Below are 15,973 nucleotides of genomic sequence, written 5' to 3' on the forward strand. Positions count from 1 at the left end.
GGATGCGTATAGTAGAATGATAATAAAGCAGGGAAGGTACGCATATGATTGCAGGATGAGATTCGCAGAGGGGGACATATGATGGGTCACGATAGGCGAAATTCATTGGTAGGGGGTATTTCAATCTGGGGAGTGGCACTGGGCTGTATCATTGGCTGGGGTGCTTTTGTAATGCCGGGAACCACATTCTTAAAGACGGCAGGTCCGGTTGGAACCACACATGCAATATGTGCGGCTGCAGTCGGAATGTGTATTGTGGCTGCAAATTATATCTATCTGGCAAGTCAGTTGCCGGGCGAAGGCGGTGCCTATATTTATTCTGCCAAAATTCTGGGGCAGGACCATGCCTTTCTGGCGATATGGTCGTTGCTGATGGCTTATATTTCTTTATTGTGGGCGAATACGACAGCGGTCGCCCTGTTTCTTCGCTATCTGTGCGGAGATTTGTTTCATTTTGGATTCCATTATACTTTTGCAAATTATGAAATATGTTTCGGTGAGATACTGGTCACAATCGTCATTCAGATTGTCTTTGCCGTACTGGTATATTTCGGGAAAAAGGTACTGACGGTGCTGCAGGTACTGCTTGCAGCAGTGCTCTTTGTGTCGGTTTGTATTCTGGCAGTTGGTGTGTTTCGGACATATGGCTTTTCAATGATGACGACTCCGCCGTTTGTCAGTGAAAAGTCGCACTGGTTACAGCAAATGGATGTCTTTATGCTTGCACCGTGGATGTTTGTGGGCTTTGAGAGTGCCATGTATTTGATGGGAACAGTCAAAATGAAATATAAGAGCATTTATGGGGCTCTGGTGAGCGCTATTTTTTGCGGAATGCTGATTTATATATTCCTTACACTGATCGGCGCATCGCATGTGCCGGGGGGATATTCGAACTGGACGGAATATATCGGTGCGCTTGATTATTATGCGGGTATGGAGCATGTTCCGGTGCTCTATAATGCATATGCGGCAATGGGAGAGCCCGGACTGGCACTGGTTGTGATTGCGATTATGGCAGCTTTGTTTACGAGCATTGTCGGTTTTTATAAGGCAGGCATGCGCGCATTGAAGCAGATGTCGGATGGAGGAGTAGGCGGCACATGGCTGAAAAAAGAGAGAAACGGAGTTCCGTATGTGGCCCTCATGATTATTCTGGCATTGTCTTTATGGGTTCCGTTTTTGGGAAGGACCGCAATTCAGTGGAATGTGGATGTTGCTACGGTCAGCGTTTCAATCACCTATGAATATGTCGCAATCTGTGCTTTTTTGCAGGCGAGGAAATGTCATAATATTCTGCATCAGATTCTCGGAATTTGCGGAATGCTGTTATCCGTCCTGTATTTTGTGGTAATTCTAATCCCGAATCTGTTTATGAAAGATATGCTCGGCAGTGAATCCTATTTCATTTTGTCAATCTGGTGTATTCTGGGCATTTTATTGTATTGGTTTGTCTTTCGCCTGGATACACAAAACCGGTTTGGAAAATCGACGGTCATGTGGATGATGTTGCTGTTTTTGCTGTTTCTGTCCGCAAATATGTGGATGCGTCTGCGCATGGCGAACAAGTTTGAACAGCGATTCGGCAAGAACCATGTCGTGGATAAATTGCTGATTCAAAATAATATCATGCAGATGGGATTGGTGATATTTGCATTGATTGTCCTGTTTTCACTGTTTGCCATCATATTGCAGCGCGAAAAAAGCATGGACAAGAAAATCATTCAGGCGGAGGAGCACAACCGTGCCAAGACGGAATTCCTGTCGCATGTTTCGCATGATATCAGAACCCCGATGAATGCAATCGTTGGATACAGTGCAATGGCGATGGATGAAATCGGAAATGAGGAAAAGGTCAGAGAATATATCAGGAATATTCAGATATCCAGCGGATATTTGCTGACATTGCTCAATAATGTGCTGGAGATGAGTCGTATCGAGAGCGGCCGTCTGGAGATACATCATGCACCGGCATCCATCAAAACAATATTGGAGGAGATAGAGTCGATTTTACAGATTCATCTGAAAGAGAAAAAGCTGACGATGTATACGGATTATCAATATCCGTTTGCGGAATATCTGTATCTGGATCGCCTGCGCCTGAATCAGATTTTGATGAATTTATGTACCAATGCGATTAAATACACGCCGGAAGGCGGTGAAATCAGGATGATGCTGGAACAGACACAGGGACCGATAAAAGATGGCAAAGAATATGTACGTTGTATTTTTTCGGTGAAAGATACGGGAATTGGAATGGCACCGGAATTTGTGTCCAAAATTTATGAGGCATTTGAGCGTGCAGAGACGGAGGAAGTCAGCAAGATTCAGGGAACCGGACTGGGAATGGCCATCACCAAAAGAATTGTGGATGCGTTTGGCGGTGAAATCAAGCTCAATACCAGGCAGGGGATTGGAACACAGTTTGATGTGATTCTTGATTTTGAACCGGTTCCGGAAGAATATATTCGACAGATTAAAGATAGTCATCGGAAAGTCACTCCGACGGACGGGCAGTTCTACGGAAAGCGGGTGCTGGTTGCCGATGATATGGAGACCAATCGCAAAATACTGATGGCAATGTTGAGAAGAATGGGAATTGTGGCAGAGGAAGCGACAAACGGAATTGAGACCGGCCAGCTTGTAAAAGCGCATGAGGCGGGATATTATGATGCGATTTTGATGGATATTCATATGCCGAAGATGGATGGATATGAGGCCACGAGCTATATTCGTTCCTTTGAAGATGCGGGAAAAGCACGGGTGCCGATTGTTGCGGTGACTGCGGATGCATTCCATCGGGACGTCCAAAAGGCGCTGCAGCATGGCATGGATGCGCATATTTCAAAGCCAATTGATTATCAAAATATTATTCAGGTACTGAAAAAGGTGTTTGAAGGCGACAATAACGGAGAAGAGACATGACACAGACAGAATATGTAGAGACCAGATTCAATTTAAAAAGGCGGATCCTGATTGTAGATGATGAGGAAGTGGAGCGCCGCATTCTCGAAAACATCCTAAAGGATGAATACAAGGTTTTGCTGGCCAGGGATGGAGAAGATGCCCTAAAGATTATGCGGGAGATGCCCAACATCATTTCCCTGGTGCTGCTCGACCTGTTTATGCCAAACAAGAACGGATTTGAAGTCCTCGCAGAGATGCGTGAGGATGAGGAATTGAGTAAGATTCCGGTGATTATATTGACGGCAGACAAGACGGCAGAAGTGAAATGCTTAAACAGCGGAGCTACGGATTTTGTCAGCAAGCCGTATAATGTACCGGAAGTGATTCGTGCGCGCGTGCAAAAGACGATTCAGTTATATGAGAGTCGGCATTTGATTTCACTGACGAGGGATGATGCTTTGACCGGATTGCTGCAGCTGGAATATTTCAAAAATTATGTCAGACTTGCGCTGCAATATTATCCGGAAGTGCAAAGAGATATGATTGTGCTCAATATCAATCGGTTCCATATTATCAACGAACTGTACGGACGCAAATTCGGTGATGAACTGCTGGCAAATGTCGGTAAAATACTTCACCTTTATGCGGAGGAAAACGCCGGGGTGGCCTGCCGTGCACACGATGATACATTCTATCTGTCATTGCCGCATGACGAAGAACCGGAACATATTTTATGGGAGCTGCATAATCAATTGGCACCGAATATGGCTGATATCCGTACACGGTTTCGCATGGGCGTATACAGCAATGCGGACCAGACCGTTGATTGTGATAAGCAAATCGACTGCGCTTTGCGCGCATGCAACAGCATCGTGCACAGCTTTTCCAATTATGTGGCATATTATGATGTGGCGATGTATGAAAAAGATGCCTATGAAGAGCGTTTGATTTCGGAGCTGGATCGTGCGTTGGAGGAAAAACAATTCGTTTTGTATTATCAGCCGAAATATGCCATTCAGGGAGACAAAGCTTATCCGGTATCGGCGGAAGCGCTGGTGAGATGGAACCATCCGGAATTGGGGATGATCAGTCCGGGGATATTTATTCCGCTTTTTGAAAACAACGGTCTGATTAAGCGTGTGGATATGTATATCTGGAAAGAGGCGGCTGAGCAGATTAAGCGCTGGAAAGACAAATATGGGATTGTATTTCCTCTGTCGGTGAATGTCTCCCGCGTTGATTTGCTGGAGAAGGATTTCGTGGAAACAATCTGTGAGATTGTGCGCGGTGCAGGAATCCGCTCGACCGACTTTATGCTCGAAGTGACCGAATCCGCATATACACAGGATTCTAAAGGCATCATTGAAATCGTGAACCAGCTGCGTTCCATGGGATTTCATATTTCCATGGATGATTTTGGATCCGGATATTCGTCTTTGAATATGGTTTCGTCTCTGCCAATCGATGAACTGAAACTGGATATGGGATTTGTGCGTCATATTCATGAAGATGTCAAAAGTTATAAGCTCGTCGAAATCGTGATGGAGATCGCCAAACTGCTGGATGTAAAGGTCGTGGCAGAGGGCGTCGAAATTCGTGAACAGTATGATCTGCTCAAGAAACTCGGTGTGCACATCATTCAGGGATATTATTATTCCAAACCGCTGCCGGAAGCAGAATTTACCAAATTTGTGGAGGAAAGACTGAATTATGAATGAAATTGAACGATTGCGGGAAAAAGGATGTCATGTAGATGAAGCGATTGCCCGCTGTGGTGGCGATGATGCATTTTATTTGGAACTCGTGCAACTTGCACTTGCCAAGGAGCGCTATGAGGGAATAAAATTATTACTTGAGACAAAAAATTATAAAGGAGCTTTCGAAGCGGCTCATGCACTCAAAGGGGTTGTCATCAACTTGTCCCTGACGCCGATGGAGCAGATTGCCATCGATATGACTGAAAAACTGCGCCCGCAGCAACCGGTGGATCTGAGCGAGGACCTGACAGCACTTTTGCAATGGCGTGATTCGCTGGAAGCATGTATGTAACACATGACGCAATATGAAAAAATGACACAGACACCGATTCCGAAATTAATCGTATCGTTGTCGATTCCGACCATCATCTCTATGCTGGTCACAAATATTTATAATCTGGTGGATACCGCATTTGTCGGCAAGTTGGGAACCAGCGCAAGTGGCGCTGTCGGAGTGGTATTTGGATTCATGTCGATTCTGCAGGCAATCGGCTTTTTGTTTGGACAGGGATCCGGAAGTATCATCGCGCGACGATTGGGAACAAAGGACAACGAAGCGGCAAGCAAAGTGGCATCCACCGGATTTTTTACGGCTTTTGGGATTGCAACATTGGTTGGAATCGGCTGCATGATCGGGCTGGACGATCTGGTCACTTGGCTTGGCAGCACACCGACCATCGCGCCATATGCCAAGAGTTATATCATGTTTATTCTGATTGCCGCGCCATTTATGGTGACCAGCTTTACACTCAACAATATTCTGCGATATGAGGGCAAAGCCATTCTTGGAATGGTTGGACTGATGGTCGGCGCAGTTTTAAACATTCTCGGAGATGCCATCCTGATGTTTGGATGCCATCTCGGAATCATGGGAGCCGGAATCTCTACGGCGGTATCTCAGATTATCAGCTTTGGAATACTGATTTCGATGTTCCTGCGCGGCAGAACATCCTGCAGGATTTCATTGCGCAATTTCCGGTTTGGCGAGGGCATGATCTGGGAGATTGTATCCACCGGTTTCCCGAGTCTGCTTCGTCAGGGATTAAACAGCATTACCACAGTATTACTGAACAGCGAGGCGGCTGTCTACGGTGATCCGGCTGTTGCGGCAATGAGCATTGTCTCGCGCATCATCTTTTTTATGGCATCGGTTGCCATCGGTGTGGGACAGGGATTTCAGCCCGTCAGCGGATTCAATTACGGCGCAGGACGCTATGACAGGGTAAAGAAAGGTTACTGGTTTACCATGATTCTGTCAGAGGTGATTCTGACCGGGCTCGGCATTGTTGTATTTGTGTTCTCCCCTGATCTGATTCGGATTTTCCGGGATCATGAGAGTGTGGTAAGTATCGGAACAAGGGCATTGCGCTTACAGGCGATTTCACAGGTGGTGATGCCGCTGTGTATGTCGACGGAGATGATGTTTCAAAGTACGGGAAACAGAATCCCGGCAACGTTACTCTCCGCGATGCGCAATGGAATTATTTTTATACCGACACTGCTGATTCTGGCGAATCTCAGAGGTCTCGCGGGAATTCAGGAAGCACAGCCGCTGGCAAACCTGCTTGGCGTGATTCCGACCGTAATCTGCGCAGTGTGGTTCTTCCGGGGTAAATTAAAAGGAAAAGAAAACAAACATGAATCAATTTGAAAGAACCGGCATCCTGTTGGGATATGATGCCGTGGAACAATTACATAAAGCCCATGTGGCTGTCTTTGGAATCGGAGGCGTGGGCGGACATGTCTGCGAAGCTCTGGTACGAAGCGGAGTGGGCAGTTTTGATCTGATTGATAATGATCAGGTTTCCATTACCAATCTGAACCGCCAGATTATCGCAACACATGATACCATCGGGATGGACAAAGTTGCAGTGATGAAGGCGCGTATGGAATCCATCAATCCGCAGGTGCGCGTGAACGCACGCAAATGCTTTTTCCTGCCGGAAAATGCGGATGAGTTTGATTTTTCCGAATATGATTATGTGGTGGATTGCGTCGATACGGTCACTGCAAAAATCGAATTGATTATGCGCTGCAAACAGGCCCAAACACCGGTCATCAGCAGCATGGGCGCCGGCAATAAGCTCGACGGCAGTCGTTTCCGCATCGCGGATATCTACAAGACGCAGATGGATCCGCTGGCCAAAGTGATGCGCCGTGAGCTCAAAAAACGAGGCGTGCGCAAATTAAAAGTGGTATATTCGGACGAAAAGCCGATTGTGCCTGAACAGATTGAGGATGGCGTGCGACGCGCGGTACCGGGAAGCACAGCCTATGTGCCTGCTGTCGCAGGTTTGATTCTGGCAGGGGAAGTGGTGCACGATCTCTGCCAAAGCAAGGATAAGACAAAAGAGGAAGATTTATGATACATGATTTTTTGCCAATCACAATGGATGATATGAAAAAGCGCGGCTGGGAACAGCCGGATTTTGTCTATGTGATCGGCGATGCGTATGTTGATCACAGCTCGTTTGGGCCGGCAATTATCAGCCGTGTGCTCGAAGCGCATGGATATAAGGTGGCAATCATTTCGCAGCCGGATTGGACAAAAGATGAAAGTGTCCGCGTATTTGGCGAGCCAAGACTGGGATTTCTGGTCAGCGCAGGCAATATGGATTCGATGGTCAATCATTATTCCGTAAGCAAAAAACGGCGCAAAAACGATGCCTATACACCGGGCGGTGTGGCTGGCAAACGACCGGATTATGCCACAATCGTTTATTGCAATCTGATTAAGCGCAGTTACAAAAACAAGCCGATTCTCATCGGTGGAATCGAGGCGAGTCTGCGCAGACTCGGCCATTATGATTACTGGTCAGACAAACTGAAACGCTCCATTCTGATGGACTCCGGCGCGGATCTGTTGATCTATGGAATGGGGGAATTGGCAATCGTGGAACTTGCGGATGCGCTAAACAGCGGACTTCAGGCAGAGGATATCACGTTTGTCCGCGGCACAGTTTACAAGGCAAAAACAATCGATTCGGTTCTCGAAAACGAACAGGGAATTGTGCTGCCGGACTTCGAGGACTGTCTGGCCGATCGCATGAATTATGCAAAGAGTTTTTTGATCCAATATAACAATACGGATTTTGCAACCGCGCATCCGCTGATAGAGAAATACGGAGAGAAGCGTTATCTGGTGCAAAATCCGCCGCAAAGGCCGCTTACGATGCAGGAGATGGATGATGTTTATGAACTTCCGTATATGAATGCTTACCATCCATCCTACGAAAAAGATGGCGGAGTTCCTGCAATTTCGGAAATTAAATTTTCGCTGACGAGCAATCGCGGATGCTATGGAGGCTGCAGCTTTTGTGCACTGACCTTTCATCAGGGGCGGATTGTGCAGGCGCGCAGCCATGAATCACTCTTGCGCGAAGCAAATCAGATGGTGCAGGATCCTCAGTTTAAGGGATATATTCATGATGTCGGCGGCCCGACAGCGCAATTCCGTGGTCCGGCCTGCCAGAAACAGATGAAGCACGGTGTGTGTAAAGATCGCCAATGTCTGTTTCCAAAACCTTGTAAGAATCTTAAGGTGGATCACAGCGATTATATCCAATTGCTGCGCAAACTCCGCGCAATCAAAGGCGTCAAAAAAGTATTTATCCGTTCCGGAATCCGCTATGATTATGTGCTTGCAGACAAAGACCGGACGTTCTTGCGCGAATTGTGTCAGCATCATGTCAGTGGACAGCTGCGTGTCGCACCGGAGCATGTAACGGATCATGTGCTTGCCCTGATGGGCAAACCGGATGCCTCGGTTTATCAGGCGTTTGTGGAGCGCTTCAAAGCCGTGAACAAGCAGCTTGGACTGAATCAATATGTGGTGCCATATCTGATTTCGTCTCACCCGGGATCGGATTTGAAGGATGCCATTGCACTGGCAGAGAGTGTGCGCGATATGGGCTATATGCCGGAGCAGGTACAGGATTTTTATCCGACACCATCCACAATCTCCACGGTGATGTACTATACGGGTGTGGATCCACGCACGATGAAAAAGGTTTATGTGACGCGCAATCCGCATGAAAAAGCGATGCAGCGTGCACTGATTCAGTACCGGAAACCGGAAAATTATGCGTTGGTCAAAGAGGCATTGTTAAAAGCCGGGCGCAGTGATCTGATCGGATTCGGACCGCAATGTCTGATTCCACCGCGTGAGCACAAAAACAGCAATACAAAAAACAGCAATAGACATACAAACAATCGTGTAAAACATAACAACGATGCGCGGCATAAACGCACCGGCAAAAAAAGATAGGGAGGAACCATATGGGAAAACAACAGGAAGGAATTCCGATGAATCTCGTGGAAGAGGCAACACAACGCCGCAAAACCATCATCGGAACCAGTATCATAGGAATCGTTGCAAATGTATTTCTGGCAGCGTTCAAGGCGATCATCGGATTGCTGTCGCATTCCATCGCCATCACACTGGATGCGGTCAACAATTTATCGGATGCATTGTCATCACTGATTACCATCGTGGGAACCATGCTTGCCGGCAAACTGCCAAACAAGAAACATCCGATGGGTTATGGCAGAATTGAATATCTAAGCGGCATGATTGTCTCTGCAATCGTGCTCTATGCTGGTCTGACTTCGCTTGTAGAATCTGTCAAGAAAATCATCTGGCCGGAACTGGCAGATTATTCGACACCGATGCTGATCATCATCGCAGCTGCAATTCTGGTAAAAATTGTTTTGGGACTGTTCGTCAAGCACCAGGGACTGAAAGTGAATTCGAGTTCTCTGATCGCTTCCGGCACGGATGCAATGTTTGATGCGATTTTGTCCGCATCGGTATTGGCATCTGCAATCATTTATCTTTTGACATCGGTTTCTTTGGAGGCGTATGTCGGTGTGATCATCTCCGTGATTATCATTAAGTCCGGTCTTGAAATGCTTTTCGAGACGCTGGATGACATTCTGGGCAAGCGCGCAGACAAGGAACTGACTGTCAAAATCAAACGTATGCTCAACGAAGAGGAAGTGGTCCGTGGTGCCTATGATTTGATTATCAACAATTACGGACCGAACCGCAATTATGCTTCTGTCCATCTGGAACTGCCGGATGTGATGACCGTCGATGAAGTCGATGTATTAAGCCGCCATCTGCAGGAAAAAGTCTATCGTGAGACCGGTGTCGTCCTGACCGGAGTTGGCGTATATTCTTACAATACGACGGACGAGGCGGCCGGAAAAATCCGCCATGAAGTCATGAAAACCGTCATGTCTCATGAGTGGGCGCTACAAATGCATGGATTTTATGTGGACATGCAGGCCAAGGAAATGCGTTTTGATGTGGTCTTCAGCTTCGACATCCTTGCTTCCGATGGAGTAGAGCACCTCTACCACGAACTAAAAGAATTATATCCGGACTATCGCATTCAGGTTTCCCCTGATGTCGATATTACCGACTAACCTTTCGAGCGGGCATTGCCCGCTCGTTTTTTTGCTCGGACCACTCTGCCCCTGCCTGCCATGCGCTACCTCCGCCCCTCCCGCACACGATAGGCTCGATGGCTTAGATTCTCCAAAACCGTACGCACCGCTTCAAGAGGTTGTCCTTTCACCGATTTTGCATTTCGACAAACTGTCTTTTCGTCGCAAACACCTTAATGTGTTTCGTATCGCTTTCCTGTCCATATAGACCGGTTGAGGAACACTGTCCGCTTGCTATACCGTCTCAGAGCGTCCATCCGGGACGCCATCGACTCTCGCCGCCGTCCGTGGCGGCTCGTATCGAGCGCTGTGCAAAGCCGGCTTCTGTTTTACTAAGCGCACTCCCAACGATGTTCCTCAACCGGTCTATATGGCCCAGGAAAGTGATAAAGACTAACGAGTGTTTGCGTTGAAAAGACCGTGTAGGAGAAGTGCAAATAGTTGAAAGAACAACCTCAATCAAAGAAGTGGTGCGCAGTTTTGTTGAGAATCTTGCCTTCAAATGCCGTGTGTGCGGAGGGGCGGAGGCAGCGCATGGCAGGCAGGGGCTGAGTGGGAGAAGCAGATGAGAGCGAGGCGGGGGGCGGAAGAAAGGGAACTGTCTGATAATTGTAAAAATAAAGCAGAAATGGTTGAAAGTTATGCGTAAAGTGGTATGATTGTAGTATAAAAGTGATACTAATTTCCTATTTTTTAAGGGGATTACAATAAAATGAAGAAAGAGGTGGGGTTATGAACAGACCACAAAAGGGAAAGAAAACACGAAAATTGAGTATCATGTTTAAAATTATGATACCGGTGACGCTGGTTTTGCTGATTGTTTCGTCGGCATTGACCATCATGACATTTCGCTCGGCAAAAAAGTATATGGTTGAGCTTGGTGCGGAAAAGGCACAGGCTGTTGCAGAGGCGGCAGGACTGATTCTGGATGGAGATGTCATTGAGGGATTGAAACCGGGGGATGAGCAGAGTGAACAGTATATTGCAATGATTGATCAGGTTCAGAGCATGCAGGAGCAGTTTAATATCGCATTTCTGTATACCATTTATGCAGATGGAGATGGTTTGTATTACGGTCTTGACAGTTCAGAAGACGGAGAAGCCATCGGAACGGAGATTGATTTCGTCACCATAGACGAATTAAAACCTGTATTTGCAGGCGAAGCAATTGCACAGCCGTATATCGATCAGTCAGAGGACGGTGATTTGATTACCGCTTATGCACCGATTAAAAACAGCGCCGGAAAAATTATTGCGGTGGTTGGATGTGATTATAATGCAAGCAATATTGTAATTGAAACCAACAAGCTTCAGATGAGAGCTGTAATGGTGACCGGATTCGGAATCCTGATCGGACTTGCAATTTTGTTTATCATCATTCATGTGATTATCCGTAATTTGAGAATCGTGAATGACAAATTATATGACCTTGTTCATAATGAGGGAGATTTGACACAGCGTGTGGATATTCATACGGGAGACGAGACGGAACTGATGGCCAATAACATCAACGACCTGCTCGAATATATGCGCGGCATTATGAAAAATATCCGTCATAATTCACACATCCTGCGGGATGCGTCTTCGAATATTTCCGGCAATCTCGATCTGGCACAGGTCAATGCTTCCGAAGTGAGCTCTACCATGGAATCCATCAGTGCTGCCATGGAAGAGACATCCGCATCTTTGAATGAGATCAATGGCGATATCGGAAATATTTATAATGCGATTACCGATATCAGCAACCGCGCGCAGGACGGACGCAAATTTACCGAGAACTTCCGCGAGCATGCAGTTTCGACTGAGCAAAAAGCGGTGGAAGATAAGGAAAGTGCAGCCGTGCGTGTCAATGAAATCGGCGAAACGGTTCGTACACAGATTGAACGATCAAAAGATGTTGAGCAAATTAACATTTTGACGGATAATATTATCAGTATTACGGAGCAGACCAACCTGTTGTCTTTGAATGCTTCGATTGAAGCGGCTCGCGCAGGTGAAGCCGGAAAAGGTTTTGCGGTTGTTGCTAATGAAATCAGCAAGCTGGCACAAAATTCCGCCAGCGCCGCAACAGAAATTCAAAAGGTCAGTGCTTCTGTCATTGAAACCGTAGAGGAACTCGCCAAATCCGCAGAGAATATGATTGAATTCATGCGTACCACTGCAATGACCGGCTATGAGGAACTGGTCAATACCTGTACAGACAATCAGCAGAGTGCGGAAGAACTGGTTGCAATCATGCAGGAATTTGCATCCATCAGCGAAGAAGTGCAGCAAAATATCGATAATATCAAATCTGCAACCGATGCAGTAAATATTGCGGTAGAAGAAAGTGCACAGGGCGTAACCAATGTGGCAAGCCGTTCCAGCGATATGGTAATATCCATGGAGCAAATCGGCAATGAAGCAGGTTCAAGCAGCGAAATCTCAGTGACTCTTTCGGATGAGGTACACAAATTTAAACTGGATTAGGGAATAGAAAAATGATGACATTTAGTCTTTGTATGATTGTCAAAAATGAAGAAGCGGTGCTGGCGAGGTGTCTGGATTCCATTCAGGATCTGATGGATGAAATCATCATAGTGGACACAGGCTCGACAGACCGGACCAAGGAGATTGCGGCGCAGTACACCGACAAAATCTATGATTTTGCATGGGTGGATGATTTTTCGGCTGCGCGTAATTTCGCCTTTTCGAAAGCAACCTGCGATTATATCTATTCTGCAGATGCGGATGAGGTCCTGGATATTGAGAATCATCAAAGACTGGCCATGCTCAAGCAATATCTGCTGCCTGAAATCGAGATTGTGCAAATGCATTATCTCACACGCAATGAATATAATACGACGCAGAATTATATGGATGAGTATCGGCCGAAATTATACAAGCGTCTGCGCACCTTTACCTGGATTCATCCGGTACATGAGGTGGTTCGTCTCGACCCGGTTGTATTTGACAGTGATATCGAGATCATTCATCTGCCACAGTCCATGCACAACAAACGCGATTTTCATATTTTTAAGAATACGTTCGAGCAGCAGGGGGCGCTCTCACCGGAAGTGTTCAATATGTATGCAAAGGAACTGTTTATCAGCGGAGCCGACTGGGATTTTACAGAGGCTCTGACCATTGCAAAATCTGCATGCGACGATCCGGCGACACCGGAGGAAATGGTGCAGGAGGCGCAATGTATTCTCGCACATGCGTATCTGGTGGAAAACAAAATCCCGGAATTCTTTGATTTGGCATTTCGCACGCTGCATGATTTCCCATGCTCAGAAATCTGCTTTGAAATCGGTGAATATTTCCGTTTGCGCGGAGACTGCGAGGAGGCGGGAAACTGGTACAAAATGGCAATCGAGGAAACGGAACCTGTGATCGACATTCGCCGCGGGGGAACGCTCGCGGAAGAACGCCTGCGTGAATTGCACAAAACACATTGACATTTCAAGACAATTGAACGATGATAAAAATATAAGGATTTTAACTCAGTCGGGGTACAAGCTCCGCGAGCGAGTCTTGACTATATTAGGAGGGGATTACATGTTACAAAAGATAAAAGACCATTTCGTCACTTATGAAGATGACGGAGCCATGACCATTACGCTTTTTTCAAGCATTTCTGAAGTGATCATTCTGGTATTGGCGATTGTAGCTGTTGTCGAATTTATTATGCTGCGCAAGAGACGCAAATAAGTGTTGGAAATATGATAAGTATAAGAAACCACCGGCTCGAAAAGCCGGTGGTTTTTAATGCCCTGAAACAGGACCGATTGCAGAAGGCTACCATTCACAGCCTGCAATCCTGCAATTACATCCTCGCCCCATAGCTCCGGTAACTCCTTCACTTTGCAAGAATATTTTGGTTTTCTAATATGCAAAAGCTCGCATTCTGATTACCATATGTCTTTTGAACGCCTGCACAATTTTGAAAAAAGGTTTATAGTTGGCGGACACCAAAAACTGTCGTATATGTAAAGTGTCCGCCACTTCATAAACCTTTTCCCAAAATCGTTCATTCTCAAAAGACACATGAGTGATGCTCGCCTTTTGCATATTGAAAATCTAAAATATTCGCAAAATGCGAAGGAGTTACCGGAGCTATGGGGCGAGGACGCTATTGCAATGAATGCTGTGAATGGTAGTTACAAAATCTGTCATTGGGAAAAACCACTAAAATGTGAATCGCGTTCTTGTATGTTTTTCATGAAATAAAAAATCCGGCTTGCAAACAGGGGAGAGGGGTGCTATTATCGTTGTTGGGAACGATACCGAAACCGTTACCGATAACGATACCGACATCCTCCAGTGCTTGCGGAATTCGGCAGCCGCCTGCATTGGTCAGCATCGTTTTGGTGAGTGAGGTTTCGCTCCAATCCTCGTTAGTCCATTTTTCAGTTGATGTCATCACAATTAGGGATGTGGTGGCATCTTACTGGAAAACCATGTGAGACATGGATTCGGCAAAAGGACCTGAGGATTATATGACTAAGCTTTTCATGGTTTACTAATATATTTAAGGAGGGACATTACTATGAAAAAGAAGCTTGTTAGTGTATTGCTTTGCGCTGCTATGACAGCCGGACTTGTTGCCGGATGTGGCGGAAAAGCAGGGGACACATCCAAAGGGGATGCCAAAGGATCTGTTTACTGGTTGAATTTTAAACCGGAAGCAGACGAAGGACTCCAGACTTTGGCAAAAGAGTACACCGAAGAGACCGGTGTGGATGTAAAGGTGGTAACCGCTGCATCCGGAACCTACAGTTCTACTTTGACTGCAGAAATGGCAAAATCAGAGGCACCTACATTATTTGTTGTAGGTAACCAGGGCGGTGTCGCTACATGGAAAGATTACTGCTATGATTTGAAAGATACTGCAGTATACAAGGAGCTTACAACTGATGATTTCACTTTGTATGATGAGTCAGGCAAGGCATGCTCCATCGGATATTGCTATGAGACATTCGGTATCATTGTAAACAAGACTTTGCTGGACAAAGCAGGATACAAGACCGAAGACATCAAAGATTTCGCAAGCTTAAAGAAGGTTGCGGATGATATTCATGCAAGAGCAGGAGAGTTGGGATTTGATGCCTTTACTTCTTCCGGAATGGACGATTCTTCTTCGTGGAGATTCTCCGGACACCTTGCAAACCTTCCACTTTACTATGAGGAGCAGGCGGATAAGTGGACAGGATGTCCTGCTGAAATTAAAGGAACCTACCTTGACAATTACAAGAACATCTGGGATCTTTACACAACAGATTCCGCTGTAGACAAGACCACTCTTGCTACCGGTGGATATGATGCAGAAGGCGAGTTTTTAAACGGACAGGCAGTCTTCTACCAGAATGGTTCTTGGGAATATGAGAACCTCAGTAAGAAATATGGCGATGATGAACTTCAGATGATTCCGATTTACACCGGTGTGGATGGAGAAGAGAATCAGGGACTTTGCTCAGGCACAGAGAACTGCTGGGCTGTAAATGCAAAGGCTTCCGAAGAAGACATCAAGGCAACACTTGACTTTATGAACTGGCTCGTAACCAGCGAAAAAGGAACTACATTCATGGCTGAAAAGTTTGGAGAGATTCCTTACAAGAAAGCTGCTGAGAACAAGAATGTATTCTTCCGTGATGCTAAGGCACTGATGGAAGCAGGAAAGTATTCTGTTGATTGGGCATTCAATTATACTCCGAATGTAGATGAGTGGAGAGCAGGCGTTGTAGCAGCATTGAACAACTATGATGCCGGTGGCAGCTGGGATGATGTAGTAACCGCATTTGTTGACGGTTGGGCTACTCAGTATAAAGCTGCAAACGAATAAAAAAGTCATGTTTCAGGGCAGGTCTATGGCCTGCCCT

The 15,973-nt window shown here is 46.3% G+C and carries 13 protein-coding genes; 12 read left to right on the forward strand and 1 reads right to left on the reverse strand.

Going from position 1 to position 15,973, the window contains the following annotated elements:
* Positions 1-81: 81 nt before the first annotated feature.
* The 11 genes from CSX02_RS09170 (at position 82) to CSX02_RS13990 (ending at position 13,939) form a co-directional block, all read left to right on the forward strand.
* Positions 82-2,922, forward strand: coding sequence for an ATP-binding response regulator (locus tag CSX02_RS09170; protein ID WP_189281473.1), 2,841 nt, complete (start codon positions 82-84; stop codon positions 2,920-2,922).
* Entirely contained in the window at positions 2,919-4,622 is a 1,704-nt protein-coding gene (locus CSX02_RS09175) for a two-component system response regulator (RefSeq protein ID WP_099386458.1), read from the forward strand. Before CSX02_RS09170 ends, CSX02_RS09175 begins: the two co-directional genes overlap by 4 nt.
* The gene (locus CSX02_RS09180) at positions 4,615-4,953 is read left to right on the forward strand and encodes an Hpt domain-containing protein (RefSeq protein ID WP_189281475.1); all 339 of its coding nucleotides are present in this window, start codon (positions 4,615-4,617) and stop codon (positions 4,951-4,953) included. The genes CSX02_RS09175 and CSX02_RS09180 overlap by 8 nt, the downstream gene beginning before the upstream one ends.
* A 21-nt stretch (positions 4,954-4,974) precedes the next feature.
* The gene (locus CSX02_RS09185; protein WP_242970458.1) at positions 4,975-6,312 is read left to right on the forward strand and encodes an MATE family efflux transporter; all 1,338 of its coding nucleotides are present in this window, start codon (positions 4,975-4,977) and stop codon (positions 6,310-6,312) included.
* On the forward strand, positions 6,299-7,027 hold the full coding sequence (locus tag CSX02_RS09190; protein ID WP_099386459.1) for a tRNA threonylcarbamoyladenosine dehydratase: 729 nt from the start codon (positions 6,299-6,301) through the stop codon (positions 7,025-7,027). Before CSX02_RS09185 ends, CSX02_RS09190 begins: the two co-directional genes overlap by 14 nt.
* Complete coding sequence (locus CSX02_RS09195) at positions 7,024-8,928, forward strand: YgiQ family radical SAM protein (protein WP_099386460.1); 1,905 nt, start codon at positions 7,024-7,026, stop codon at positions 8,926-8,928. The genes CSX02_RS09190 and CSX02_RS09195 overlap by 4 nt, the downstream gene beginning before the upstream one ends.
* Before the next feature lie 11 nt (positions 8,929-8,939).
* Positions 8,940-10,091 carry a cation diffusion facilitator family transporter gene (locus CSX02_RS09200; RefSeq protein ID WP_242970459.1) on the forward strand — a complete coding sequence of 384 codons (1,152 nt, stop codon included), beginning with the start codon at positions 8,940-8,942 and terminating at the stop codon, positions 10,089-10,091.
* 753 nt (positions 10,092-10,844) lie between these two features.
* The gene (locus tag CSX02_RS09205; RefSeq protein ID WP_099386461.1) at positions 10,845-12,581 is read left to right on the forward strand and encodes a methyl-accepting chemotaxis protein; all 1,737 of its coding nucleotides are present in this window, start codon (positions 10,845-10,847) and stop codon (positions 12,579-12,581) included.
* A 32-nt stretch (positions 12,582-12,613) separates the two neighbouring features.
* Positions 12,614-13,552 carry a glycosyltransferase family 2 protein gene (locus CSX02_RS09210; RefSeq protein WP_242970460.1) on the forward strand — a complete coding sequence of 313 codons (939 nt, stop codon included), beginning with the start codon at positions 12,614-12,616 and terminating at the stop codon, positions 13,550-13,552.
* Positions 13,553-13,652: 100 nt separating this feature from the next.
* The gene (locus tag CSX02_RS13590; RefSeq protein WP_189281478.1) at positions 13,653-13,805 is read left to right on the forward strand and encodes a hypothetical protein; all 153 of its coding nucleotides are present in this window, start codon (positions 13,653-13,655) and stop codon (positions 13,803-13,805) included.
* Positions 13,806-13,816: 11 nt separating this feature from the next.
* The gene (locus CSX02_RS13990) at positions 13,817-13,939 is read left to right on the forward strand and encodes a hypothetical protein (protein WP_278278653.1); all 123 of its coding nucleotides are present in this window, start codon (positions 13,817-13,819) and stop codon (positions 13,937-13,939) included.
* Positions 13,940-14,313: 374 nt separating this feature from the next.
* Here CSX02_RS13990 and CSX02_RS13595 read toward each other — a convergent pair whose 3' ends face one another.
* Positions 14,314-14,517 carry a hypothetical protein gene (locus CSX02_RS13595; protein ID WP_189281480.1) on the reverse strand — a complete coding sequence of 68 codons (204 nt, stop codon included), beginning with the start codon at positions 14,515-14,517 and terminating at the stop codon, positions 14,314-14,316.
* Positions 14,518-14,643: 126 nt separating this feature from the next.
* On the opposite strand from CSX02_RS13595, the gene CSX02_RS09215 reads away from it, so the two are divergent.
* Positions 14,644-15,936, forward strand: a complete 1,293-nt coding sequence (locus CSX02_RS09215) for an ABC transporter substrate-binding protein (protein WP_031544821.1) — start codon at positions 14,644-14,646, stop codon at positions 15,934-15,936.
* The last annotated feature ends 37 nt before the right edge of the window (positions 15,937-15,973 follow it).

It is taken from the genome of Agathobacter ruminis (genome assembly GCF_002735305.1).
Classification (GTDB): domain Bacteria; phylum Bacillota; class Clostridia; order Lachnospirales; family Lachnospiraceae; genus Roseburia; species Roseburia ruminis.

Coding starts and splice junctions, on each gene's coding strand:
- CSX02_RS09170 (WP_189281473.1), top strand. CDS start 82: ATGGGTCACGATAGGCGAAATTCATTGGTAGGGGGTATTTCAATCTGG.
- CSX02_RS09175 (WP_099386458.1), top strand. CDS start 2,919: ATGACACAGACAGAATATGTAGAGACCAGATTCAATTTAAAAAGGCGG.
- CSX02_RS09180 (WP_189281475.1), top strand. CDS start 4,615: ATGAATGAAATTGAACGATTGCGGGAAAAAGGATGTCATGTAGATGAA.
- CSX02_RS09185 (WP_242970458.1), top strand. CDS start 4,975: ATGACACAGACACCGATTCCGAAATTAATCGTATCGTTGTCGATTCCG.
- CSX02_RS09190 (WP_099386459.1), top strand. CDS start 6,299: ATGAATCAATTTGAAAGAACCGGCATCCTGTTGGGATATGATGCCGTG.
- CSX02_RS09195 (WP_099386460.1), top strand. CDS start 7,024: ATGATACATGATTTTTTGCCAATCACAATGGATGATATGAAAAAGCGC.
- CSX02_RS09200 (WP_242970459.1), top strand. CDS start 8,940: ATGGGAAAACAACAGGAAGGAATTCCGATGAATCTCGTGGAAGAGGCA.
- CSX02_RS09205 (WP_099386461.1), top strand. CDS start 10,845: ATGAACAGACCACAAAAGGGAAAGAAAACACGAAAATTGAGTATCATG.
- CSX02_RS09210 (WP_242970460.1), top strand. CDS start 12,614: ATGATTGTCAAAAATGAAGAAGCGGTGCTGGCGAGGTGTCTGGATTCC.
- CSX02_RS13590 (WP_189281478.1), top strand. CDS start 13,653: ATGTTACAAAAGATAAAAGACCATTTCGTCACTTATGAAGATGACGGA.
- CSX02_RS13990 (WP_278278653.1), top strand. CDS start 13,817: ATGATAAGTATAAGAAACCACCGGCTCGAAAAGCCGGTGGTTTTTAAT.
- CSX02_RS13595 (WP_189281480.1), bottom strand. CDS start 14,517: ATGACATCAACTGAAAAATGGACTAACGAGGATTGGAGCGAAACCTCA.
- CSX02_RS09215 (WP_031544821.1), top strand. CDS start 14,644: ATGAAAAAGAAGCTTGTTAGTGTATTGCTTTGCGCTGCTATGACAGCC.